This is a genomic window from Grimontia sp. THUN1695 (assembly GCF_059704325.2).
Map to the genome: position 1 here is coordinate 606,263 of NZ_AP046577.1, position 21,570 is coordinate 627,832.

A 21,570-nucleotide genomic window follows, 5' to 3' on the forward strand; every position below is an offset into this window, starting at 1 on the left:
GAGAAGCGTTTTTAGCCATATTCACTTTCCCTCATAGGTGTTTTTGTCTACGGATTATCGGTGAAACGTAACATAACACACCCAGGCAACTCGCCATTTTCTGCAATCTAAGATAGACTGCGCCCCCAGATAAAACCCCAAGAGTGTTTCTAATGTCCGTGTCAAATGTTTATGTGATTAGCCTGAAAAGAAGTGTTGAACGCCGTGAAAAGGTTGCCCAAGAAATGGCAGAAAAAAACATCGCGTTTACGTTCTTTGATGCGGTGGATGGGCATTTGGGAGAGCCTGAGCTTGCGGCTGATTATGATTATCGTAAACGCCTTTGGTTAACCAGTGGCAAAATGCCAAATAAAGGTGAGCTGGGTTGTTATGCCAGTCATTATGCATTGTGGCTCAAATGTATAGAGCTTGGTGAGCCTATCATTATCTGCGAAGATGACATTGAACTTCATGAAAACGCGAAAAGCATTGTTGAGTACGCCTTGAGGGCTGCCAACGAGTACGGTTTTATCAGAATGCAATCTGTCTGCAAGGGGAGCGCTACTACTGAGGTAATCAAAGATGGTGAGTTTTCTCTTCACCTGATGAGGGATAACTACGGAGGTCTTTGTGCTTATGCTATTTCACCAAAAGCGGCATCCAGATTGATTAAACACCGCTGGTGTTTCCCTGTTGATTGTTTTGTCGGTGCCAATTACATTCATGGGCAATATTCCTACCAGTTAGAGCCATGTTTTATGGCTGATCACATTGGTAACGAATCAACTATCCAATTTGAAAAAATGGAAAAACCGCCGTTCTACCGTAAGTTATCCCGCGAACTGTATACGCTCTATAAGAAAATCATGCTTTCGATCATGTATTGGAAAAAATGTCGGGCGCTAAACGTCAAATAACCTCTTGAAATATTGCGCACATCCAGTGCGCATGCCCATAACCTACTAAACTTACATATATTATTTTTCTGCTAGTTGAAGATGTCAGCGATCACTTTTCAAAATATTATCCCATTCAATAAACAGCGTCTTGAAGCGCTATTTTTGCTTAGCCCACTTGCCGTCTTGTTTCTTGGCATATTTAACATCGCGGAAACCAAATCAATACTTTCCCGATTGATCCCCTTAGTTTGCGTGTATTGCCTGTGGTTTTACCGTGATGCCCTTAAGCAAAATTGGCAGGCTGCGCGCACCCGCCCACTAATGATTACCAGTCTCGTGGCCTTTTTCTACTTTGGTTTTCCACATTTGCTGCGGGGGGATGAATTTGATTTTTCACGCACGTTAGTGACCTGCCTGATTTACCTGCTTATGCTCCCTTGGGCACAGCTCCCCCGTCACTATTTGACGAGGATGTTGATTTTCGCAGCGATCTTGTGTGGCTTGAATGCCATGTATGAATTTTGGGTCTTAGGCATACAGCGGGTTGGTGTAGCGACAAACCCGATCCCTTATGCCTTGTTTTGTGCATTTATGGTGCTGAGTGCATTACACCAATGCTTGATGGCGAAATCATGGCCATGGCGCATTGTTTCCGGGTTGGGTGTTGCGTTGGCTGGCACGGCAATCGTGCTAACAGACGTGCGCGGCGTGATTTTATTCTTGCCAGTGGTCATGGTGTATATGGTATTGCGTATTGTCCAGCCATCCTTTCGCACGTATTTGATGGCGCTGCTAGCGGGTGTACTGTTGTGTGGGCTGGGATACAAAGCCTTTGAAGAAAAAATTCAACAACGCATTGCGTTTACAGAGTACGAATTCACGCAGATTGCCAATGGCAATTTTAATACATCGATTGGTATTCGCCTTACCCTTTGGCTGCAAGGAAAAGAAATCGTATCCCAAGCGCCAATTTTTGGTGTAGGCGATGATGCACTTCGGGAAGATATCAGTGCGCGATTCAACCGTGGAGACTCTAATCCCCCCCACCTGCACAACCAATATTTTGATACTTTGGCCCGGTATGGTGTCCTTGGCTTGATGGTGCTGTTAGCGTGGTTTGTGTCACCACTGCTCTATGTTACATCTTCTGCCTCCCATGGCAGAGTCGGTTTCTCGCTCGATCCGCTGCTAAGCAGTTTGATGTTGATGGTCGCGTTAGCGGGGCTAACCGATGTGCCGTTCCATCACACGCATCTGGTCTATTTGTTTACCTTGTTTACTGGTGCCTGGCTGTTTATGCCGCCAGGAGCAGGTAACGAAACGGCTTCAGTACGTTAGCCATCGCAGCGCGTATCATTGCTTTACTTTTTTGCAGGCTGAAATTTACCATCCCTCTCAGACTTTGTCTGTGAGGGATTATTTTTCTCCCCGCTTGGGCATCATGGTGTGAAATGAAAACCCATACGGGATCGGTAACATGCACATCATTCATCACGGCGCCAAAACCGGTGTGACAGGTTCTTGTCACCAATTGACCACCGAAAATGGAAAGCTCCTTGTTGATTGTGGGCTGTTTCAGGGGGATGAAGTACGCGCTTTAGAGATAGATTTTGATGTGCAGGATATTGATGCATTAATCTTAACCCACGCACATATCGACCACATTGGCCGGTTGCCCTGGCTGCATTCAGCGTTGGGCGAACCCAAGAGTTATTGTTCGATATAGAAGCCATCATAGCCACACAACTGAATGCGGCGGAAAAGCAGGCATGGTCAACCCTTCCCGTGGTGCTGGATTCGCCAATGGCCGCCAAGGTCACAGAACAATACCGGACGTTTAAAGCGCTGTGGGGAGAAGAAGCCAAGTGGCGGGTAGAAGCAGGCAGACACCCACTGGCATTTGAACAGTGCATTACCATTGATTCTCACCAGGATCACCAGGCGCTCGTCAACCGTCTGAAACAAACCGGAGAGCCTGCCATTGTGGTCGCTGCCAGTGGTATGTGTAATGGTGGGCGCATACTAAATTATCTGGAAGCCTTGTTGCCGGATGCCAGAACGGATGTCATCCTGGCGGGTTACCAGGCAAGAGGCACACTGGGGCGCCAGTTGCAGCAGGGATTGAGCCAGGTGGAAATCGACAATCAATGTATTGAGGTGAACGCCCATATACACACCATGTCCGGGTATTCCGCCCATGCGGACCAAGCCGATCTGCTCGCCTTTATTCAGGGGATCCCAACAAGGCCTAAAGAGGTGCGTATTGTTCATGGGGATCACGACGCTCAGGAAGCGCTGGCAAACGAAATAGACAAGCGCGGACTGGCAGAGCGGGTAGTGATGGGGAAAGAAAGGTAGGCGAAAAACGGGAACGCTCCCGTCTCTCGCCGTTTTATTTTGCTACCTGTTTGTTCGTCACCTCGTTATTCACTACTTGTGGGTGAACTCCGAGTGGGGGTAGCGTGCATCTGTCATGCTGTAAAGGCTATATTTTCTCGTCAGCATTTGGCCTCCATCGCGGGAAAGGGGCGTCCAGCCGATATAGGCGCGGTTAGCACTGGGTTTAACGGTAAAAATGTCAAACGGAATGGAAATATAAAAGCCTTTGTTAAAGCTGCCTTCGCCGAACTCTTCAGCCGAAAGGTTGGTTTTGGCAACATAAGCACCGGCAATCACACCACTGTCAAACTGCTTTGAAATATCCAGGGTGATCCCTTCATCTTCCGCCAGATATTTACCGATACTGGCTTTGATCAGCAAATCATCAAACCAGCGCCACTCCGGTCGGTAATAGGTGGTGAAATGCCCCGTCGGTGTACCGGTTTGTACCCGGTAATAGCGACCTGTCGTGGGGTCAAAATGGCGCTCCTGGGTGAAAATTTCCCACTCAGAATTTGGATCGCGTTGGGCCACATAGTTTATATCGATACCAAACGCCCAGTTGCTGTTCAGCGGACGGTACAGGATTTCCCCCCCGACACCGGCAAACATGGTTTCCAGATAACCACCATAAGCCTGAACATAGACACTGTCGCCAACCTTATCAAACGCCGTCAACTGCAAGTTATTCACACGTACTGTGTTGTCAGAGATATATTGGCGAACCAGGGTCCGAACCCGTTTCAGATCTGTGCCATCAGGCGGTACATCGTACTTGAACTTGTCATAGTTATCGTAAAGGTTAACGTAAACGCCACCACTCAATTCCACATGATCGCCAAACCAGTAACTGGCCCCGGCCGCAATCCCCACATTGAACATATAAAAATCTTCAGAGCCACCAATCGACTGCTGAAGGTTGGGTGACACACTGACAGACCAGGGTTTACGGGTGTCTACCTGCAGCGTTCCTCTTGGCGAACCGGGATCAACCCGCCGCGTGGCATCTGTCACGCTGGCGCCGATATAATCCTGATTCGCCACCTTGTGATAAGCCTCTGCGTCAATCACTGTCTGGGTGATAGGCTGGTTGGCTTTTTCTTCAATCAGCGTAAAGTGCGTGGCTGTAGACCCTGTGTTTGCCAGGATCATCGCCGCTTTTTCATGGGCAATGTCGCGGTTACGGTATTTAGACTGATTGCCCACGACGGTCACCGAATCATTGTCGGCATAAACCTGAGTATCGCGATAACCTGCAATGTCCGCTAAATCAACGGCAACTTTATCCCAGTCAATGTCAGCAACATCGTTTTCCTGCTTGCCGTTATACACCGGTGTTGGAGTATCAATCCAGTGTTGCGACAGGGTGTTGAAGTTGGTTTTCAGCGTGAGGCCCAGCGTCCAGGTGTTTCCACGCTCATAACTGGCGCGAATGTCTCCCCAGCGGCCAAAGCGGTACACCAGGCCATAGTTGAAGTCGGAATCTTGCACCATATTGGGCGCAAAATCCGAGGCGTAGTTGTTGCCGTCATACTCCACTTTCAAACGAAGCGGTTCCCAAGGCGTCTGGTATTCCACACCGCCAAACACAGACATACAGCCACTAAACCACCGATCGTAATCAAAGCTGCCCCCTTTGCCTTTGTAAGAGGTATCCCGCCCGCAATCGACATCACCGCGATGGTTGCCGCGAAGGTTTGCACGGTTCCCCATATACCCCCAGCCGACACCTAACGTGATATCCAGTGGCCCAATATGCTTGCTGGCCGCAATATATTCTCCATCAAACAACCCGGTTCCCCCCAGATCGCGAAGTCCTACCGAGGTTTCCGGCAACCAGTAGCTCTCTTCCCAAAGGCGCAGCTTTACGTCAATGCCTTTATCGGTGTAATAGGTGTCACCACTGAAGTTCACATCACCACTGTAAAGGCGCTCAGGTACCTGGGTATAGCGGATGGTTGTCTCCAGCCACGGCATCAACTGTAAGGATGTATGATAGTGGTGATAATCATGGTTAAACGTGGCACCCAGCGAAAATTCGCCTTCCGGCGCAACGCGGCCAGTTGGCATTTGCATCAGGCCGACGCCACCGAAATCACTTTGTGTCGGCTGATAAGGTGGCAGGGAAACAGTGTTCGCGATACCCGGCAGGGCATGCAGTACCGCGAGTGATAAGGTGGATAATTGGAAAAATCGACGGTACATGACTACATCACCCGATGTTGAAGAAGACGTGGAAGCGTATCGTTCAGCGACGCAAGGCCGAGGGGCAAACGCTGAAAAGGCACAAAGATAACCGCCCCTGGCGCAACGTTTTGGTGCTGTGCGTTCCAATAGGCAGTGTGATGGATAGCCAACTCGCCATTGGGGGAAATAACAGCTACATTGCTGATCCCAAAGTGGTTTAGCGTGGGTGACTGGGCAAGGTATTCGCGTGCGCTGGTAAGGGCAGTGAAAGGCAAAGTGTGTGGCTGGGTAACCGCTCCAATCACAGATACCTGTTTAGCACGCGAAGGCAGGATCAATGTCACCTTGCCTGTTACCAAAGGATTGGTGTGACTGCCAGCCAGGTAATGGTCTTCATCCAGCGGTAGGGGGAGGCGTTCGCGGAACGTGGCGTTTTCTACATAATCAATCAACGCATCGACCGCATTGGCATACGTCGGATCATCAGCCCATTCAGCGCGTAACGTCTTTAAATCCTGTTTCACACTGTCCAGAAGTTGTGCCGTTTCTGGTGACAACGCATGGTTGAAAAGCGCAGCCCCCTGCCAGTCAATCACATTGCTTTGATGCGCACTGGCGGCAAGGTGAGGGCGAATAACCGCAGCGCTTTCGGAAACCAGCTGGGACACGCGGGGCGGATGTTCAAAAGTGAGGGTGAACCCGGTTGTGCTTTCGATAGACGGCGTGACGAATACCTGCGTTTTGTCGCTGGCTTGCGCAATCAGGGGAAGAGAAAGCACGGCAGGTAATGCGCAGCGAAGGAAACGACCAGGCACGAAAGAAAAAAGAGAAAAGGAGAGCATAGTGTTATTCCTCACCGGCAAAGGGTTTCAGCACCGTGATTTCAATGTCTGCCAAGCCTGGCGCAGGGGTTTGCCGACTGGCGATCACCCGCCCGCTTGAGGGAGAAACCCAAAACGCATTCTCATACTGCACGCCAAGCTCGGCGGCGCTGACAGATTCGATAAATAGCAACGCCTCTACCGGTTTTTCATTCACCATAATGGTTTGCCGGCCACGGGGCTCAAAGACAGCGTTGAGTGTCACACCGCTGTAATTCCCGGGTTGCCAGTCAACCTGTCTGACCCATGTTCTGGGCGTGCTGGCGTTTAGCAAGCCCAGCGCCAAAGGATCGGCCTCGTCGCCATAACTGGCCGTCAGGTTGCCGCCAAGCAGGTTCACTGTTTTTACCAACCGGCCACTTTCAGTCACCAGCATTTCATTGTTGGCGGAAAGCCATTTCAGGCGGTGAGTGCCAGAAAGTGCGGGATCGGTGGAAAAGGTTTTCTCCGCATAGGCAAGCACAAGAAAAGCCTGTGCGCTGCCTTCAACCGTGGCGTACAGGCTGGCATACGGCAGATCAATAACCTGCTCTGGTGGCAAAGTCACATCGTCATAGCCAAACAGTGCCAGTGACAGCGTGTCTTGAACATCTTGGTACTTTTGGCTGCACCCAGAGAGGAGGCTGACAAAAACAAGCGCCAGCATTGAAAAGGTGAGAGGTTGTTTCATCTTCATACTACGTTGTCACCCGCAATTTGGCTGCGGTATCTAAAAACAAGAAAACCGAACAGCTTTCACTGTCCGGTTTCATTACAACCCAACGGCAAATTAGCCTTGGGTAGTGACGGATGTCGTTGTTGCTGTGTTGTTGTCTGACGCATCAACCGCAACCACGGCAGCAGCTGCGACAGCTGCACCTACCGCAACACTGGTTGCCGTTACCCCCCCTGCCGCTGCACCGGTTGCTACAGTCGCAGAGCCCGCTGCTGACCCCGATGTGACTGCAGCGGCTTCTGTTGCTGCCAGCGCAGGAACAGACATCAACATCGCAGCAATGGCTGCAATCGCTGTTTTTTTCATAAGGATACTCCGTATCAAAAATGTGTTGCCTGTCTATAAAAATAACCAGGTATTTGAAATGCTAAACAGTTGACGCTGGCAAGTAAACATAAACATGCTTCAAAAATGAGATTTAAATTTTTATTTTGAAACGGATAAAGCCGTGCATGAAATCAGTTGACGTTTTCTGCGTCACCGGAGTTAACCAATATGTGCAGGCTTAATTTTTCAGTTATCTGCATCGTTTCAAGCTTGTATGTGAGTAAGAAATAATCGCTTGCTGTTTGTGCGTTAATTAATCTGATGTTTTCCTGTTGAAACAACGTGTTGCGTTAATCTTTGAGTATCTTTTTTGCTACAAAAATTTAATGTTATTGCCTGTATAAATTCTCATTTAAGTGATGTTACACTTATTGCACCCAAAAATGAGACATGTGTATCGCGTTAACTCCCTGCGGATAATGGGCACACAGTCTAAACATCACACCAAAATTTGAGCTCCCGCGTAGATTAGGAACGACACCTAAGGGCGGTAGCGTGTCCAAAGCGCACGATACGCGAGAGGAAACTGTTAGATTAATGAAAATAAACAAAGTATTGATAAGCGTATTGGTGGCCACCTCTTTGGCGGGATGTGCGATGCCGGGAAGCCATTTGTCCGTGAGTGGCAAGCCGCATGCCGACGTACCGGAAGAGGATAAGGGCATCGACCAGTGGGTGACAGTTCACCGGCTGGAACCATCCACGATTTCTTCGTTCAAACAAAGCGAAGCGGCAGCCCAATCCAATCCGGAGCTGGACGCCGCGCTCACTCGTTACGAATACCGCGTGGGTCCGGGGGATATCCTGAACGTGACCATTTGGGATCACCCAGAATTGACCATTCCGGCAGGCTCGTATCGAAGCTCCAGTGAATCAGGAAACTGGGTACACGCTGATGGCACCATCTTCTACCCCTACATCGGTACGGTAAAGGTAGAAGGGAAGACCGTCACCGAAATCCGTGACGATATTGCCCAGCGGTTGGCGCGTTTTATTGAAACCCCGCAAGTCGATGTCAATATCGCAGCATTTCGCTCGCAGAAAACCTACATCACCGGGGAAGTCAATAAACCCGGCAAACAGGCGATCACCAATATTCCGTTAACCTTGCTGGACGCTATTAACAATGCCGGTGGTTTGGCAGAAAATGCAGACTGGCGCAACGTTAGCCTGACACGTAACGGCAAGGAACAAACCGTCTCGTTGTATGCCCTGATGCAACGCGGCGATTTAACCCAAAACCGCTTGCTGCAACCGGGGGATATTGTTCACGTACCAAGAAATGACACTCAAAAAGTGTTCGTGATGGGCGAAGTGAACGAACCCAAACTGCTCAAAATTGATCGCGCCGGTATGAGCCTGACTGAAGCTCTCAGTGAAGTCGGCGGCATCAATGAGCTCGAAGCTGATGCCACAGGCGTGTTTGTGATCCGTGCTGAAAAGCGGAAAGAGCAAGCAAAACAAGAAGGGCAGAAAGAGCAGGAAGAGCAGGCGCAGAAGATTGCAAACATCTACCAACTTGATATCAAAGATGCCTCTGCACTGGTTCTTGGCACGGAGTTTGAGCTGCAACCTTATGACATTGTTTATGTCACCGCTGCCCCTATCACCCGTTGGAACCGTGTGATCCGTCAGCTGTTGCCAACCATCACCGGCTTTAATGAACTGACCGAAGGTGCATTAAGGGTGAAAACGTGGCCTTAGGGCTTAAGAGCGGGACCTGGCGAAGAGCGGGAAACCATAAAAGAATCGGTGAGGTTTTTGTACATCGCTAAAGGTTCTTGTGGTGAGCTCTATACTCAGCTGTTACTTGCCAGAGACTTCGGCTATTTAGATAAAGCGATATCTAACAGCCTGTTGGGCAAAGCGAAATCCGTAAGCAAGATGATCGCTTTGCTAATAAAGTATCGAGTGGGCAATGTGAAAGAAGCAGATGCTACCTATCGTATTGACAACAAAATAATCTAAACAAATCCTGCAGTACCCAGTACCCAGTACCCAGTACCCAGTACCCAGTACCCAGTACCCAGTACCCAGTACCCAGTACCCAGTACCCAGTACCCAGTACCCAGTACCCAGTACCCAGTACCCAGTACCCAGTACCCAGTACCCACAATTGGCTTTAAATTCTATGTTCAACAAAATCCTTGTCGTCTGTGTTGGCAACATCTGCCGCTCCCCAACAGGCGAATACCTTCTAAAAAGCTTGCTGCCCGGGAAACAGATTGATTCCGCGGGCATTGCCGTCGAAAAAAGTAAACTGACAGGAAGACCGGCTGACAGCATGGCTGCGCAAGTGGCGGCTGAGCACGGTATCAGCCTGGAAGGACACGCCTCAACACAACTCACCGAAGCCATGGCCCGAGAATATGACCTGATCCTGGTAATGGAAAAAGGCCATATCGATGCGGTGTGCAGCATTGCACCCGCGGCAAGGGGCAAAACCATGCTCTTCGGTCAATGGATAGGACAAAAAGAGATCCCCGATCCACACAAACAAAGTAGAGAAGCTTTCGACTTCGCCTGGACACTACTGGACGAAGCCGCAAAAGCCTGGGCGAAAAAGCTGTAAAGGACGTTAAGGGCAAAACGAGAAATATAAGAGCAGACCTAGAGTTGTTTTCCCAGAACCGGTTTTTCCTAGTTCCGCTTTTAGCTCTACCGAGGACCCAGGACCGGTTTTTCCTAGTTCCGCTTTTAGCTCCACCTAGGACCCAGAACCGGCTTTTCCTAGCTCCGCTTTTCGCTCTACCCCGAGCCCAATATCGCTGTAATCAACAATTTTTAACTGGCATATATGACTACATCACACATTACCCAAGCCCGACCGACGGATTCTGACGAAATCGATCTGGGCAAGCTGTTTGGCATTCTGATTGATGCCCGTTGGATGATTATCTCCGTAACAGCCCTGTTTGCCGTGCTTGGCGTGGCCTATGCGCTGTTGGCAACGCCCATTTACAAAGCCGATGCGCTGATCCAGGTAGAACAAAAAAGCAGTGGTCTACCGGCGCTGGGTGAAATGGGCGAGCTGTTTGCCAGTGAATCATCATCCACCACTGAAATTGAAATCATCAAATCCCGGATGGTACTGGGCAAAACCGTTGACAAATTTAACCTGACGACAGTTGCACAGCCTGATTACTTCCCAGTGATAGGGAAAGGCATTGCACGCCTGACAGACAACGAAAAACGCATTGATATTGCCCGTTTTGAATTGCCAGAGCATGAAGAAGAAACCGCGTTCCGTTTAATCGTTACCGATGCTGAGCGTGGCACATACCGACTGGAAAACAGCGATGGTCGTGAAGTGCTGGTGGGTAACGTCGGTGAGCCTGCCCAACAGAACGGATTCAGTGTAATGGTGCGTAGCCTGAAAGCGGAAGACGATGACAGCTTCTCGGTAACCAAACGCAGCCTGTTAGATGCCATTCAATGGCTGCAGGAAAATCTGGGCGTGAGCGAACGCGGCAAGCAAAGCGGTGTATTGCAGCTTTCCTTTGAAGGGGAAGATCGCGCCCTGATTGAAGCCTTGCTTGATGATATTGCCACCAACTACTTCCTGCAAAACGTGGCACGTAATGCAGCGGAAGCAGAGAAAAGTCTTGAATTTCTGAACAAAAGCCTGCCAGACATCAAATTTAAGCTCACCGCCGCAGAAGACAAGCTGAACGCCTTCCGTCAGAAAAATGAATCGGTCGATTTAAGTCTGGAAGCGAAAGCAACGCTGGATGTGATGGTGAAACTCGAAGAGCAATTAAATGAGCTGACCTTTAAAGAAAGTGAAATCAGCCAGCGCTTCACCCAAGAACACCCTGTGTATTCCGCACTGCTGGATAAAAGACAAACGCTGCTGCAAGAAAGAGAGCGGATCATAAAACAAACCCAGAAACTGCCAAAAACCCAGCGTGAAGTGCTGCGTTTAACCCGTGATGTAGAAGTTAACCAGCAAATCTACGTGCAGCTTCTGAATAAAGTGCAGGAACTGAAAATTGTTAAAGCCAGCACCGTGGGTAACGTGCGCATTCTGGATGAAGCGGCTTCTTACACACGCGCCGTCAAACCGAAAAAACCGCTGATTGCCGTATTAGCCACCTTGTTGGGCGGCATGTTGGGCGTGGGGATTGCCCTGCTAAAAGCGGCCTTTAACCGGGGCGTTGAAAACCCAGACGACATCGAAGCAATTGGTCTGCCTGTGTATGCCAGCCTCCCGCTTTCTGATGCTCAGCAGGAGATTGAAAAGAGAATCAAAAAACAGCAGGGCCTTGCGGCAAAAGAGGCGCTGCTGGCAGAAGTCAATCCGGCAGATCTGTCCATTGAAGCACTGCGAAGCCTGCGAACCAGCCTGCACTTTGCCATGATGGAAGCCAGAAATAATATCTTGATGATCTCAGGCCCAAGCCCAGGCATTGGTAAATCGTTTGTTTCTGCTAACCTTGCTGCTGTTGTTGCCAAAACTGGGCAAAAGGTACTGCTGGTGGATGCTGACATGCGTAAAGGTTATATGCAGCGCCACTTTGGCTTGAAATGGGAGTACGGCCTTTCAGATATGCTGTCCGGGCAGGCGGAAATCCAAGCGGTGGTTAAACCCAGTGGTGTCGACCATCTGGATGTGATCACCCGCGGTAAAATTCCCCCCAACCCGGCCGAGCTTTTAATGCACCCGCGTTTTAAAGCATTCACCGAGTGGGCATCAGAACATTATGACTTGGTGATCATTGATACCCCGCCGGTGTTAGCTGTGACTGACCCTTCTATTATCGGCGCACACGCAGGCACCACATTAATGGTCGGCCGCTTTGGTAAAAACCCGGTAAAAGAAATTGATGTTGCCAACCAGCGTTTTGCCAAAGCAGGCATTGAAGTCAAAGGCTTTATTCTGAATGCAGTCGAGCGAAAAGCCAGCCATGCCTATGGCGGAAATTACGGGTATTACAATTACAGTTATAAATAATCAATAAGGGCGCGTTAAGCGCCTTCATTTCTATCTTAGCTTTGAGTTTCTCGGTTTTTTATAAAACAAGATAACTGGGCGTAACTTCGGAGCTACATCATCTTTCGTTCATTTTTGGTTTAGGGAAAAGAGAGTCCGTAGTGAAGATCCTAGTCACAGGGGGCGCAGGTTTTATTGGATCTGCGGTAGTCCGTCATATTATTCAAAACACACAAGACAGTGTGATTAACGTTGACAAGCTCACCTATGCTGGCAATTTGGAGTCCCTGACAGCGGTTGAAGGAAACAAACGTTATGCGTTTGTTGAAGCAGATATCTGCAACCGTGGTGCAATGGATGATATTTTTGCTACCTACCAACCTGATGCAGTAATGCATTTAGCCGCAGAAAGTCATGTGGATCGTTCTATTGATGGTCCGGCAGCGTTTATCGAAACCAATATCATCGGCACTTACACCTTGCTGGAAGCAGCACGTCAGTATTGGAATACGCTAAGTGCTGATAAAAAGGCAGCATTTCGTTTCCATCATATTTCAACGGATGAAGTTTACGGTGACCTCGAGAGCACAACTGACCTGTTTACTGAGGAAACATCATATAAGCCGTCAAGTCCTTATTCCGCATCAAAAGCCTCAAGCGATCACTTAGTCCGCGCATGGCAGCGTACTTATGGCCTGCCAACCATTGTCACCAATTGTTCGAACAACTACGGCCCTTATCATTTCCCGGAAAAGCTTATCCCTCTGATGATATTAAACGCATTAGAAGGTAAAGCCTTGCCTGTTTATGGTGACGGCATGCAAATCCGTGATTGGTTGTTTGTAGAAGATCACGCACGTGCACTTTATAAAGTGGTGACGGAAGGGAAGGCAGGTGAAACCTACAACATTGGTGGTCACAATGAAAAAGCCAACATCGACGTGGTAAAAACCATTTGTACGTTACTTGAAGAGTTGCGTCCAAATAAACCAGAAGGGGTTGAGAGATATCAGGATCTTATTACCTACGTAAAAGATCGTCCGGGTCATGATTTACGCTATGCGATTGACGCGGCCAAGATAGAGCGAGAGCTGGGTTGGAAACCAGAAGAAACCTTCGAATCTGGAATACGTAAAACGGTAGAGTGGTATTTAAACAACCAAGCATGGTGGTCTCGCGTCCTCGACGGCTCCTATTCCCGTGAGCGCCTCGGCTCAAACTAATTAGCTCTTTTTTCAGTTTCTTTTTCCTATGCTCTAGGCTTTTCCTAGGGCCTAGGACCCATTACCTAGGACCCATTTACAATGAAAGGCATCATTCTCGCGGGTGGTTCAGGCACGCGTCTTTACCCCATTACCCGCGGGGTTTCTAAGCAGCTTCTCCCGGTTTACGACAAACCGATGATTTATTACCCACTGTCAACGCTGATGTTGGCAGGTATTCGTGACATCCTCGTTATTACTACCCCAGAAGATAATGACAGTTTTAAACGCCTTTTGGGTGACGGCAGTGATTTTGGTATTCACCTTGAGTATGCCGTGCAATTGAGTCCTGATGGTCTCGCTCAAGCATTTATAATTGGTGAAAAGTTTATTGGTAAAGATCGTGTATGTTTAATTCTAGGAGATAATATTTTTTATGGACGAGGCTTCACTCCAATATTAAGAAGAGCAGCAGAGAAAGAGTTTGGTGCTACAGTGTTTGGTTATCAGGTTAAAGATCCTGAAAGATTTGGTGTTGTCGAGTTTGACAACAACATGCGTGCTATTTCTATCGAAGAGAAGCCAGCCAAGCCGAAATCAAATTATGCCGTGACCGGATTATATTTCTATGACAACCGAGTGGTTGACTTAGCGAAAGAAGTGCGCCCATCAGAACGGGGAGAGCTTGAAATTACTTCGGTAAACGAGATGTACCTCAACAACGGAACATTAAATGTTGAGTTACTTGGCCGTGGTTTTGCGTGGCTGGATACAGGAACACACGAAAGCTTACATGAAGCCTCCTCATTTGTTCAAACCATTGAAAATGTTCAAGGATTAAAAGTTGCTTGTTTAGAAGAAATTTCATGGCGACAAGGATGGTTAACTGATGAACAGTTACTAGCTGCTGGGAAAGCCCTATCGAAAAATTATTATGGCCGATACCTATTATCACTTTTGGATGAATAAATGAAAAATTTAATAAAGTGGATAGAACTGAAAGAAATTGGAGATCAGCGAGGAAAGTTAGTTGCACTAGAAAATAATAAAAGCATTCCTTTTAATGTGGCAAGAATTTATTACATATTTGGGATGAGTCCAACAATACCAAGGGGTTTTCATGCACATAAGAAAACTATTCAATTAGCTATATGTATTAATGGCAGCTGCGAGATATTAATGGATAATGGGAATGTAAAGGAAAGTGTATTACTAAATAATCCATCTAAAGGGTTAATAATAGATGTAATGCAATGGCATGAAATGAAAAATTTTTCACAAGATTGTGTACTTCTAGTTCTCGCCAGTGAACTTTATGATGAATCAGATTATATTCGTGATTACGAAGAATTTATGAAGGCAATAGAGCATGAAAATTCATCCGTTGAGTGATGTGGCCTCAAATCATATTGGAACTGGCACCACTATTTGGCAATTTTCAGTTGTACTGAAAGGTGCGAAGATTGGTAGTGATTGTAATATTTGTGCACACACACTTATAGAGAATGATGTTAAGATTGGTGATAGAGTAACTATAAAAAGTGGTGTCTATATTTGGGATGGTATTGAAATAGAAGATGATGTCTTTATTGGACCATGTGTAGCATTTACAAACGATAAGTTTCCACGTTCCAAAAAATATCCTGAGCATTTCCCAAGAATAAAAGTTATGAAAGGCGCATCTATAGGTGCTAATGCAACTATTTTACCAGGCGTTACTATTGGTGAAAATGCGATGATTGGTGCTGGTGCTGTAGTGACTAAGGATGTTCCTGCATATGCTGTAGTGATAGGTAGTCCAGCAAGAATAATTAAATATATTGAGGATTAGTAAAAAGTGGTACCATTTCTTGATCTTAAAAAAATAAACAGTCAATACCAAAAGGAACTAAAAGAGGCATGCGCCCGTGTAATTGACTCCGGTTGGTACATCATGGGGAACGAACTTAGTCAATTTGAATCCGAATTTGCACAGTTCTGTGGAACTAAACATGCAATAGGTGTGTCCAATGGTTTGGACGCACTTGTTCTAGTGCTTCGTGCTTGGAAAGAAATGGGGAAACTGAAAAACGGGGACGAGGTAATTGTTCCTGCTAATACATACATCGCTAGTATTCTTGCCATTACTGAAAATGGGCTTACACCAGTATTAGTTGAACCAGATGCAACCACGTTCAATTTAACCCAAAAGGGTATTGAAGCTGCAATTACATCAAAAACGAAGGCAATTTTAGCTGTGCACTTGTACGGATTAATTTCACCAATGATAGAAATTATGCAAGTCGCAGAATTGTATAATTTGTTGGTATTGGAAGACTGTGCCCAATCCCATGGGGCGGCAATAGATGGGAAGAAAGCGGGTAGTTGGGGGCATGCTGCTGGCTTCAGTTTCTATCCGGGAAAAAATCTTGGAGCGCTAGGTGATGCAGGAGCAATTACAACCAATGATGATGAATTAGCACAAGTCTTAACAGCATTGCGTAATTATGGTTCTCACAAAAAATACGAAAACTTATATCAAGGTATGAATAGTCGTTTAGACGAAATTCAAGCTGCTATGCTAAGAGTGAAACTCAATCATCTGAACGCTGAAACCTTACGTCGTCAAGAAATTTCGCGACGCTACAGAAACGAAATAAACAATTCGTTGGTAATTTTACCATCCGTGGCCAATGAAGATGAGCATGTATGGCATCTGTTTGTAGTTCGATGTGAACAACGTGAAAAGCTACAAGATAGATTATTGGAAAAAGATATTCAAACCCTAATTCACTATCCGATTCCACCTCATAAACAAGCAGCTTATAAAGAATGGAATAATTTAGAACTACCGGTTAGCGAAATGCTTCATCAGCAAGTATTGTCTTTGCCACTAGATCCTACAATGAGTGACGAGTCCGTATCAATCGTTATAGAAGCTATTAATGGATTTGAGATTTGAAGCAATTGCTTAAAGTATCCGCGATGACAGGATTACTTACCCTGATTAAAATGACCATGGGGTTTGTTATTGCCAAGGTCGTTGCAGTTTACACTGGCCCAACAGGAATGGGGATGTTGGGCCAAGTACAAAGTCTTGTCGGGAGTTTAAACGGGATTATCAACGCACCAGTAGGTAGTGGCGTCGTGCGTTTTACCGCTGAGCATAAAGATGGTGGTTTTACTGCTTGCTCACCGTGGTGGCGAGCATCGTTTCAGTGGGTAGTGATAATTACTGCGATTACTATACCCTCGGGTTTGTTGCTGGCTGAAAACATTGCTCTGTGGTTATTTCAAGACCAAACATTATCTTGGATTGTCATGGCGACGGTGTGTGTATTGCCACTATCGGCAATTGGTACGTTATGTAATTCTGTGATCAATGGACAACAGTTGTACCGTCGTTATGTTGGTCTTGGCATGTTTTCAGCATTGCTATCGGGTAGCATGATGGTGGCGATGATAGTTACCTACAATATTGAAGGTGCATTATTGGCTGCCTCAATCCAATCGGCTTTAATTGGTTTAGTTCTGCTAATCGCCAATCTAAGGCAACCCTGGTTGAGACTGTGTTATTGGTGGGGGGAAACCGACGAGAAATCACGAAAAGCCATTGGTGGATATATGCTGATGGCCATGACGAGTGCATTAACAGTACCTGCATCATTAATGTTGATACGCAGAATCCTTATCGAACAAGTTGGCTGGGATGCAACAGGGCAATGGCAAGCTGTATGGAAAATCTCTGAAGTCTATTTAAGCGTGATTACTATGGCTCTGTCGACATATTATTTACCGCGTTTATCGTCGCTTAAGGGGGGGGATGCTATTATTAGTGAAATCCATAAGACTGCACGTATCATAATTCCTATCGTGGCGGTTATGGCGGTTGGCGTATATTTATTAAGAGACGTAGCTATTTCCTTGTTATTCACTGATGAATTCAGAAGCGCACGTGATCTTTTTGCTATTCAGCTCACTGGTGATGTGGTTAAAGTTGCCAGCTGGTTGTATGCGTACCCGATGCTTTCTCGTGGAGCAACTAAGTGGTTTGTGAGTACTGAGATTTTGTTTTCATTGATGTTTGTTATATTTAGTTATGTCTTTGTTTTACACTGGGGACTAAAAGGCGTCTCAACTGCTTATATGGTTAATTATTTAATATACTTAATATTTGTTTTTATAAATGTAAAAAAATTCTCCCATTAATTACGATTAAGCTAAAGGGCTTCCTCTTTATACCCATTCAACTTGAAGATGCAGGATTGAGCACTTGAAAGTTATCATTTATACGAGACGCTAAAGAGCCTGCGATTTGTGGAAGGATCACAGTGAAAAATCGGCCAATAGCCGCTTCAAAATCCCGTTTACTTTTGAAGTAGACATTGTTCCTTACCTGCTCGTTCATCACTTTCCAAAGCCGTTCTATCGGATTGAGGTTGGGACTGTAGGGCGGTAAATAGTGAAGCTCGATATTCAGCACAAAGGCGGCGTCTTTTACTAAGTCGCTTCGGTGATACCCTGCACCATCCAGAATGAGGTGGAGCTTATGCGTCAGTGGGTAGCTTTCTCTCAGCTTGCACAAAAACCTAACGATGTTTTCGCTGTTGATGCTCTCGTAATTATCGATAACAGTGCGGCCAATCTCAGAGAGATTTAATGCCCCCACAATGTTGAGGCGACTGCGGCTTCCCGTGGTTTCAATCGCTTTGTCCTGCCCAGTACGTATCCAGCCATGAGAGAGTTTGGTGGCCTGAGTGGGATGAACCGCATCCATGAACAGGATAGTTTCCTCTTTGCCGCAGCTGGACTTAAGTGCCTTGTAGGCTTCGACAAATTCTTGCTGTTTAGCCTCATCAAACCTGTGAGGGACACCTTTAGGCTTTTTATAGCTAAAACCGTGGTGATGCAGCCACTTGTTCATGCCAGCGACGGTATAGCAGACGCCGAATTGCGCCAGAACATAGACAACAATCTGGTGAGTATGGTGATAGGTCACCTCTGTCAAGTGCTTGACGAGCGCCATCGTCTGTGAAGCCGATAAGCGACTGCTGGACCCACCATTTTCAGGTTTGAGTTTCTCGGACTGCGCGTAATCGTGAAGGTGACGGAGAACGGTGGTTTCGTGAATACGCAAGGCTTGAGAAATCATGGCAGTACTCCAACCTTCAGAAGCAAGCAGTACCGCTTTAATACGGTCACGCACTCGACCATCACGCGTTTTATCGTGCTGGTTTTCGAGTTCATGTTTTTGCTTGTAGGTCAGAGTCACTTTCATGGGGCGTAGCATGATCCTCATACCGATGAAAATCAAGCATCTTCAATGGGCGTTGTTTCCTAAATCATTGAACTAATCATCGGTGCCGCGATCAGATCATCAGAACCTGAAAATGAGTGACGATGATGGGCAAAGCCAAGTACAAAATCAGCAACTGGAAGCAATACAATCAAGCATTGATTAATAGAGGTTCAGTCACCTTTTGGGTTGATGAAGCCGCTATCCAGAGTTGGCACTGCAAAAAGCACCATGGGAAACGGGGAAGAGGCTTTACGTTTACCGATGGTGCCATTGAAACGGCGCTGATGATTAAAGGCATTTTCAAGCTCCCTTTACGCGCCCTTCAAGGCTTTCTCGACTCGATATTTGTCCTGATGGATGTACCGCTGAAATCACCGTCCTACAGCTGTATCAGCAAGCGCGCCAAGACCGTTGAGGTTCAGTATCGCTTACCAAGTCGAGGGCCTGTAGCGCATGTTGTTATTGACGCCACAGGCTTAAAGGTCTTTGGCGAAGGTGAGTGGAAAATGCGGAAACACGGCAAGGAAAAGCGCCGTGTTTGGCGAAAGCTACACCTTGCGATTGATGCCAGTACGCATGAGGTCATTTCAGCTGTCGTCAGCTTGGAATCAGTAGGCGACAATGAAGTGTTACCGACGTTGCTCAATCCGTTACGCCGAAAAATCACACAGGTCAGTGCTGACGGGGCCTACGATACAAAAGCTTGCCATCAGGTGTTAAGGAAAAAAGGTATAAAGCCGACTATTCCGCCGCGCAGCAATGCTGGCTTTTGGGAGGATGGTCATCCTCGAAATGAAGCCGTGAGTGCCTTGAAATCAGGTCACTTGGAAGAATGGAAGCGAGAAGCGGGATATCATCAAAGCTCCCTTTCAGAGACTGGGATGTATCGGTATAAAAAGTTACTCAGCCCACAATTGGCACTGCGTGATTACAATGCACAGGTTGGTGAGGCATTGGCGAATGTCAAAGCGATGAACAAAGTCATAAGACTAGGTATGCCTAAGAGTTACCGAGTTGGATAACTGATATAACTCGCGGTGGATCAGTACGTTAAGTGACTGATTTGATCAACAACGCCTCTTCAATGATCACGGGTATAAGCTACTTTGAACTTTTATCCAAATGTATCTTGCTCTGAAAGAGTCCGTGTTGTATATCGTATTTGTTTTCAAGGCGGTAGGGAAATCATATTAATTAAAGGATGTGTTTTGGGTGTGTACTTTTCTCCATATTTTTATCAAGGGAAGTCTTATATTGAAGCTAGAGAAAGTTGCTCAGGGGTTGAAATAGTTAATAAATAACAATGCTGTGATAATTGCAGGTAAAAGTAGTGTTTATATGAGTGAAGACACTCTTATTGGACCAAATTTTTCTGTCTTGACAATCATTTTCATTCGTTGGATATCCCCTCTCATCAAAGTGGTAAATATAAAAACCACCCTGTAAAAATAGAAAATTTATTTTTCTGTGCAAGTGTGATAACTGTGTTATTTGTGCGGTTACTATAGTTGATTTTTATAGCCTAAAAATTTTAATTTGTTAAAATATAGCATAAAAGTGATTAAATGAATATAACAGTAGTGGTTGTTACTTATAATTCTGAAAATACCATCAAAGAAACATTAGATAGTATACTTAATCAGTCGTATAATTTGAAAAGTGTCGAAGTGATAATCTCAGACGATGCCTCACTCGATAACACAATTGGAGTTGCAAAGGAGTGGTGTGAGACGCACAAATCTTGTTTTATGGATGTTAAGATTCTCCATGATAAAGTAAACAAGGGTATTTGCGAGAACATTAATAGAGCTTGGAGCAATTCTTCATGTCTTTGGATAAAAACGATCGCTGGTGATGACTTATTACTTCCCGATTGCCTTAGTATATATAGCGAAGAGGCAATGAAAAGTGAAGGTGATTTGTTTTTTTCTAGTGTGATTTGCTTTGGAGAAGGGTTGAAAGATAAACATGTTGATAAATATAAGCATATTTTTGATAAATCAAACTCTGCCAGAGAGCAATATCGACAACTCGCAATAGGTAATTTCGTCTTTGCACCAAGTAGTTTTATAAAACGTAAGGTGTTGGTGGAAAATGATTTTAGTGATCCTTCTTTCATGTTAATCGAAGATTATCCATTATGGTTAAAGTTGACTCATAATGGTTATATGCTGAAGTATGTAGATCAGCCCACTGTAAAATATCGAGTTCAGGAAAGTATCTCTCAAAGTTCAAAAAGAATTTATAACGTTAAATTAGCAAAAGAAATGCTTGAAATTGATAGGAAATATCTCTTACCTAATTTGTCTAACTTAGATTTTCTGAAATGGATAATAATTTGGGATATGCTCATATCAAAGTTAGCATTAAACATTGCATTGATTTTGTTTAAAAACAAAAGAAGTAAACTTTCCAAGATTATGGATTCAGTAGTCAAATCACTGTCATTGAGATACCTAGCTAGAAAGTTTCGAAATAATCGCATGTAAAATGACGCTTGGTGATTTAATGTTCAGTAAGAAGTACATTGTACCTACCTTAATATTTTTCTTTATAGTTTTTCAGTTTAAAGTACCATTACTATACAACTCTTTAATATTGGGGTTACTGCTCTTAATCTTCGCATTTTCACTGAGGCTTAAATTAAGGTTCTATTTTGAACCTGATCTCAAACGTATTCTCTGCTTATTTCTTTGTTTCTATGCCTTGCTAACATTTTGTATCGTGATTATAGGTATCTCATCACAAGAGTACGAGTTCATAAGGTTGAAAACCATACTTTCCAATGTA

20 protein-coding genes and 1 pseudogene are annotated in these 21,570 nt (G+C 45.8%); 15 read left to right on the plus strand and 6 right to left on the minus strand.

Annotated elements, in window-relative coordinates; genetic code table 11:
• Positions 1-152: 152 nt before the first annotated feature.
• From AC6IB1_RS06325 to AC6IB1_RS06335, 3 genes and pseudogenes are all read left to right on the plus strand, one after another.
• The gene (locus AC6IB1_RS06325; protein WP_497568287.1) at positions 153-896 is read left to right on the plus strand and encodes a glycosyltransferase family 25 protein; all 744 of its coding nucleotides are present in this window, start codon (positions 153-155) and stop codon (positions 894-896) included.
• A 492-nt stretch (positions 897-1,388) separates the two neighbouring features.
• Positions 1,389-2,216, plus strand: a complete 828-nt coding sequence (locus tag AC6IB1_RS06330; protein WP_497568288.1) for an O-antigen ligase family protein — start codon at positions 1,389-1,391, stop codon at positions 2,214-2,216.
• A gap of 139 nt (positions 2,217-2,355) precedes the next feature.
• Positions 2,356-3,236: pseudogene (locus AC6IB1_RS06335) on the plus strand (MBL fold metallo-hydrolase RNA specificity domain-containing protein).
• 72 nt (positions 3,237-3,308) lie between these two features.
• On the opposite strand, the gene AC6IB1_RS06340 reads toward AC6IB1_RS06335, so the two are convergent.
• The 4 genes from AC6IB1_RS06340 to AC6IB1_RS06355 all read right to left on the minus strand — a co-directional run bounded on the left by AC6IB1_RS06340 (position 3,309) and on the right by AC6IB1_RS06355 (position 7,346).
• Complete coding sequence (locus AC6IB1_RS06340) at positions 3,309-5,462, minus strand: YjbH domain-containing protein (protein WP_497568289.1); 2,154 nt, start codon at positions 5,460-5,462, stop codon at positions 3,309-3,311.
• A 2-nt stretch (positions 5,463-5,464) separates the two neighbouring features.
• Positions 5,465-6,286 (minus strand): capsule biosynthesis GfcC family protein, encoded by an 822-nt coding sequence (locus AC6IB1_RS06345; RefSeq protein WP_497568290.1) that lies wholly within the window; start codon positions 6,284-6,286, stop codon positions 5,465-5,467.
• Between the two features lie 4 nt (positions 6,287-6,290).
• Positions 6,291-7,001 (minus strand): YjbF family lipoprotein, encoded by a 711-nt coding sequence (locus AC6IB1_RS06350; RefSeq protein ID WP_497568291.1) that lies wholly within the window; start codon positions 6,999-7,001, stop codon positions 6,291-6,293.
• Positions 7,002-7,094: 93 nt separating this feature from the next.
• Positions 7,095-7,346: a hypothetical protein gene (locus tag AC6IB1_RS06355; protein ID WP_497568292.1), complete on the minus strand. Its 252-nt coding sequence runs from the start codon at positions 7,344-7,346 to the stop codon at positions 7,095-7,097.
• Between the two features lie 558 nt (positions 7,347-7,904).
• Between AC6IB1_RS06355 and AC6IB1_RS06360 the strand changes: the two genes are divergently transcribed.
• Both AC6IB1_RS06360 and AC6IB1_RS06365 read left to right on the plus strand, forming a co-directional pair.
• On the plus strand, positions 7,905-9,071 hold the full coding sequence (locus tag AC6IB1_RS06360; RefSeq protein WP_497568293.1) for a polysaccharide export protein: 1,167 nt from the start codon (positions 7,905-7,907) through the stop codon (positions 9,069-9,071).
• 48 nt (positions 9,072-9,119) lie between these two features.
• Entirely contained in the window at positions 9,120-9,335 is a 216-nt protein-coding gene (locus AC6IB1_RS06365) for a four helix bundle protein (protein WP_503693138.1), read from the plus strand.
• On the opposite strand, the gene AC6IB1_RS06370 is transcribed toward AC6IB1_RS06365, so the two are convergent.
• Positions 9,332-9,481: a hypothetical protein gene (locus AC6IB1_RS06370; protein ID WP_497568294.1), complete on the minus strand. Its 150-nt coding sequence runs from the start codon at positions 9,479-9,481 to the stop codon at positions 9,332-9,334. The two genes, AC6IB1_RS06365 and AC6IB1_RS06370, sit on opposite strands and share 4 nt — an antisense overlap.
• A 17-nt stretch (positions 9,482-9,498) precedes the next feature.
• Here AC6IB1_RS06370 and AC6IB1_RS06375 point away from each other — a divergent pair, with 17 nt between their 5' ends.
• The 8 genes from AC6IB1_RS06375 (at position 9,499) to AC6IB1_RS06410 (ending at position 17,690) form a co-directional block, all read left to right on the plus strand.
• On the plus strand, positions 9,499-9,939 hold the full coding sequence (locus AC6IB1_RS06375; RefSeq protein WP_497568295.1) for an arsenate reductase/protein-tyrosine-phosphatase family protein: 441 nt from the start codon (positions 9,499-9,501) through the stop codon (positions 9,937-9,939).
• A gap of 225 nt (positions 9,940-10,164) precedes the next feature.
• Positions 10,165-12,321, plus strand: coding sequence for a polysaccharide biosynthesis tyrosine autokinase (locus AC6IB1_RS06380; RefSeq protein ID WP_497568296.1), 2,157 nt, complete (start codon positions 10,165-10,167; stop codon positions 12,319-12,321).
• 140 nt (positions 12,322-12,461) lie between these two features.
• Positions 12,462-13,523 (plus strand): dTDP-glucose 4,6-dehydratase, encoded by a 1,062-nt coding sequence (gene rfbB / locus AC6IB1_RS06385; RefSeq protein ID WP_497568297.1) that lies wholly within the window; start codon positions 12,462-12,464, stop codon positions 13,521-13,523.
• Between the two features lie 81 nt (positions 13,524-13,604).
• Entirely contained in the window at positions 13,605-14,471 is an 867-nt protein-coding gene (gene rfbA / locus AC6IB1_RS06390) for a glucose-1-phosphate thymidylyltransferase RfbA (RefSeq protein ID WP_497568298.1), read from the plus strand.
• Complete coding sequence (locus AC6IB1_RS06395; protein WP_497568299.1) at positions 14,472-14,894, plus strand: sugar 3,4-ketoisomerase; 423 nt, start codon at positions 14,472-14,474, stop codon at positions 14,892-14,894.
• The gene (locus AC6IB1_RS06400; RefSeq protein ID WP_497568300.1) at positions 14,872-15,333 is read left to right on the plus strand and encodes an acyltransferase; all 462 of its coding nucleotides are present in this window, start codon (positions 14,872-14,874) and stop codon (positions 15,331-15,333) included. Before AC6IB1_RS06395 ends, AC6IB1_RS06400 begins: the two co-directional genes overlap by 23 nt.
• A gap of 6 nt (positions 15,334-15,339) precedes the next feature.
• Positions 15,340-16,443 (plus strand): DegT/DnrJ/EryC1/StrS family aminotransferase, encoded by a 1,104-nt coding sequence (locus tag AC6IB1_RS06405; RefSeq protein ID WP_497568301.1) that lies wholly within the window; start codon positions 15,340-15,342, stop codon positions 16,441-16,443.
• Positions 16,440-17,690 carry an O-antigen translocase gene (locus tag AC6IB1_RS06410; RefSeq protein WP_497568302.1) on the plus strand — a complete coding sequence of 417 codons (1,251 nt, stop codon included), beginning with the start codon at positions 16,440-16,442 and terminating at the stop codon, positions 17,688-17,690. The genes AC6IB1_RS06405 and AC6IB1_RS06410 overlap by 4 nt, the downstream gene beginning before the upstream one ends.
• Positions 17,691-17,727: 37 nt before the next feature.
• Here the strand turns inward: AC6IB1_RS06410 and AC6IB1_RS06415 are convergent, their stop codons facing one another.
• Positions 17,728-18,759, minus strand: coding sequence for an IS630 family transposase (locus AC6IB1_RS06415; protein ID WP_497568303.1), 1,032 nt, complete (start codon positions 18,757-18,759; stop codon positions 17,728-17,730).
• A gap of 125 nt (positions 18,760-18,884) precedes the next feature.
• Here AC6IB1_RS06415 and AC6IB1_RS06420 point away from each other — a divergent pair, with 125 nt between their 5' ends.
• A complete protein-coding gene (locus tag AC6IB1_RS06420; protein ID WP_497569095.1) occupies positions 18,885-19,802 on the plus strand; it encodes an IS5 family transposase in 918 nt (305 codons plus the stop codon).
• 543 nt (positions 19,803-20,345) lie between these two features.
• Entirely contained in the window at positions 20,346-21,269 is a 924-nt protein-coding gene (locus tag AC6IB1_RS06425) for a glycosyltransferase family 2 protein (protein ID WP_497568304.1), read from the plus strand.
• Positions 21,270-21,570: the final 301 nt, after the last annotated feature.

Excerpts from the sequence above, each read along its gene's own strand:
- AC6IB1_RS06340 (WP_497568289.1), bottom strand. The coding sequence starts at position 5,462 with ATGTACCGTCGATTTTTCCAATTATCCACCTTATCACTCGCGGTACTG.
- rfbA (WP_497568298.1), top strand. The coding sequence starts at position 13,605 with ATGAAAGGCATCATTCTCGCGGGTGGTTCAGGCACGCGTCTTTACCCC.
- AC6IB1_RS06355 (WP_497568292.1), bottom strand. The coding sequence starts at position 7,346 with ATGAAAAAAACAGCGATTGCAGCCATTGCTGCGATGTTGATGTCTGTT.
- AC6IB1_RS06350 (WP_497568291.1), bottom strand. The coding sequence starts at position 7,001 with ATGAAGATGAAACAACCTCTCACCTTTTCAATGCTGGCGCTTGTTTTT.
- AC6IB1_RS06415 (WP_497568303.1), bottom strand. The coding sequence starts at position 18,759 with ATGAAAGTGACTCTGACCTACAAGCAAAAACATGAACTCGAAAACCAG.
- AC6IB1_RS06375 (WP_497568295.1), top strand. The coding sequence starts at position 9,499 with ATGTTCAACAAAATCCTTGTCGTCTGTGTTGGCAACATCTGCCGCTCC.
- AC6IB1_RS06345 (WP_497568290.1), bottom strand. The coding sequence starts at position 6,286 with ATGCTCTCCTTTTCTCTTTTTTCTTTCGTGCCTGGTCGTTTCCTTCGC.
- AC6IB1_RS06420 (WP_497569095.1), top strand. The coding sequence starts at position 18,885 with ATGGGCAAAGCCAAGTACAAAATCAGCAACTGGAAGCAATACAATCAA.
- AC6IB1_RS06395 (WP_497568299.1), top strand. The coding sequence starts at position 14,472 with ATGAAAAATTTAATAAAGTGGATAGAACTGAAAGAAATTGGAGATCAG.
- AC6IB1_RS06425 (WP_497568304.1), top strand. The coding sequence starts at position 20,346 with ATGAATATAACAGTAGTGGTTGTTACTTATAATTCTGAAAATACCATC.
- AC6IB1_RS06325 (WP_497568287.1), top strand. The coding sequence starts at position 153 with ATGTCCGTGTCAAATGTTTATGTGATTAGCCTGAAAAGAAGTGTTGAA.
- AC6IB1_RS06400 (WP_497568300.1), top strand. The coding sequence starts at position 14,872 with ATGAAAATTCATCCGTTGAGTGATGTGGCCTCAAATCATATTGGAACT.
- AC6IB1_RS06360 (WP_497568293.1), top strand. The coding sequence starts at position 7,905 with ATGAAAATAAACAAAGTATTGATAAGCGTATTGGTGGCCACCTCTTTG.
- AC6IB1_RS06380 (WP_497568296.1), top strand. The coding sequence starts at position 10,165 with ATGACTACATCACACATTACCCAAGCCCGACCGACGGATTCTGACGAA.
- AC6IB1_RS06330 (WP_497568288.1), top strand. The coding sequence starts at position 1,389 with ATGTATGAATTTTGGGTCTTAGGCATACAGCGGGTTGGTGTAGCGACA.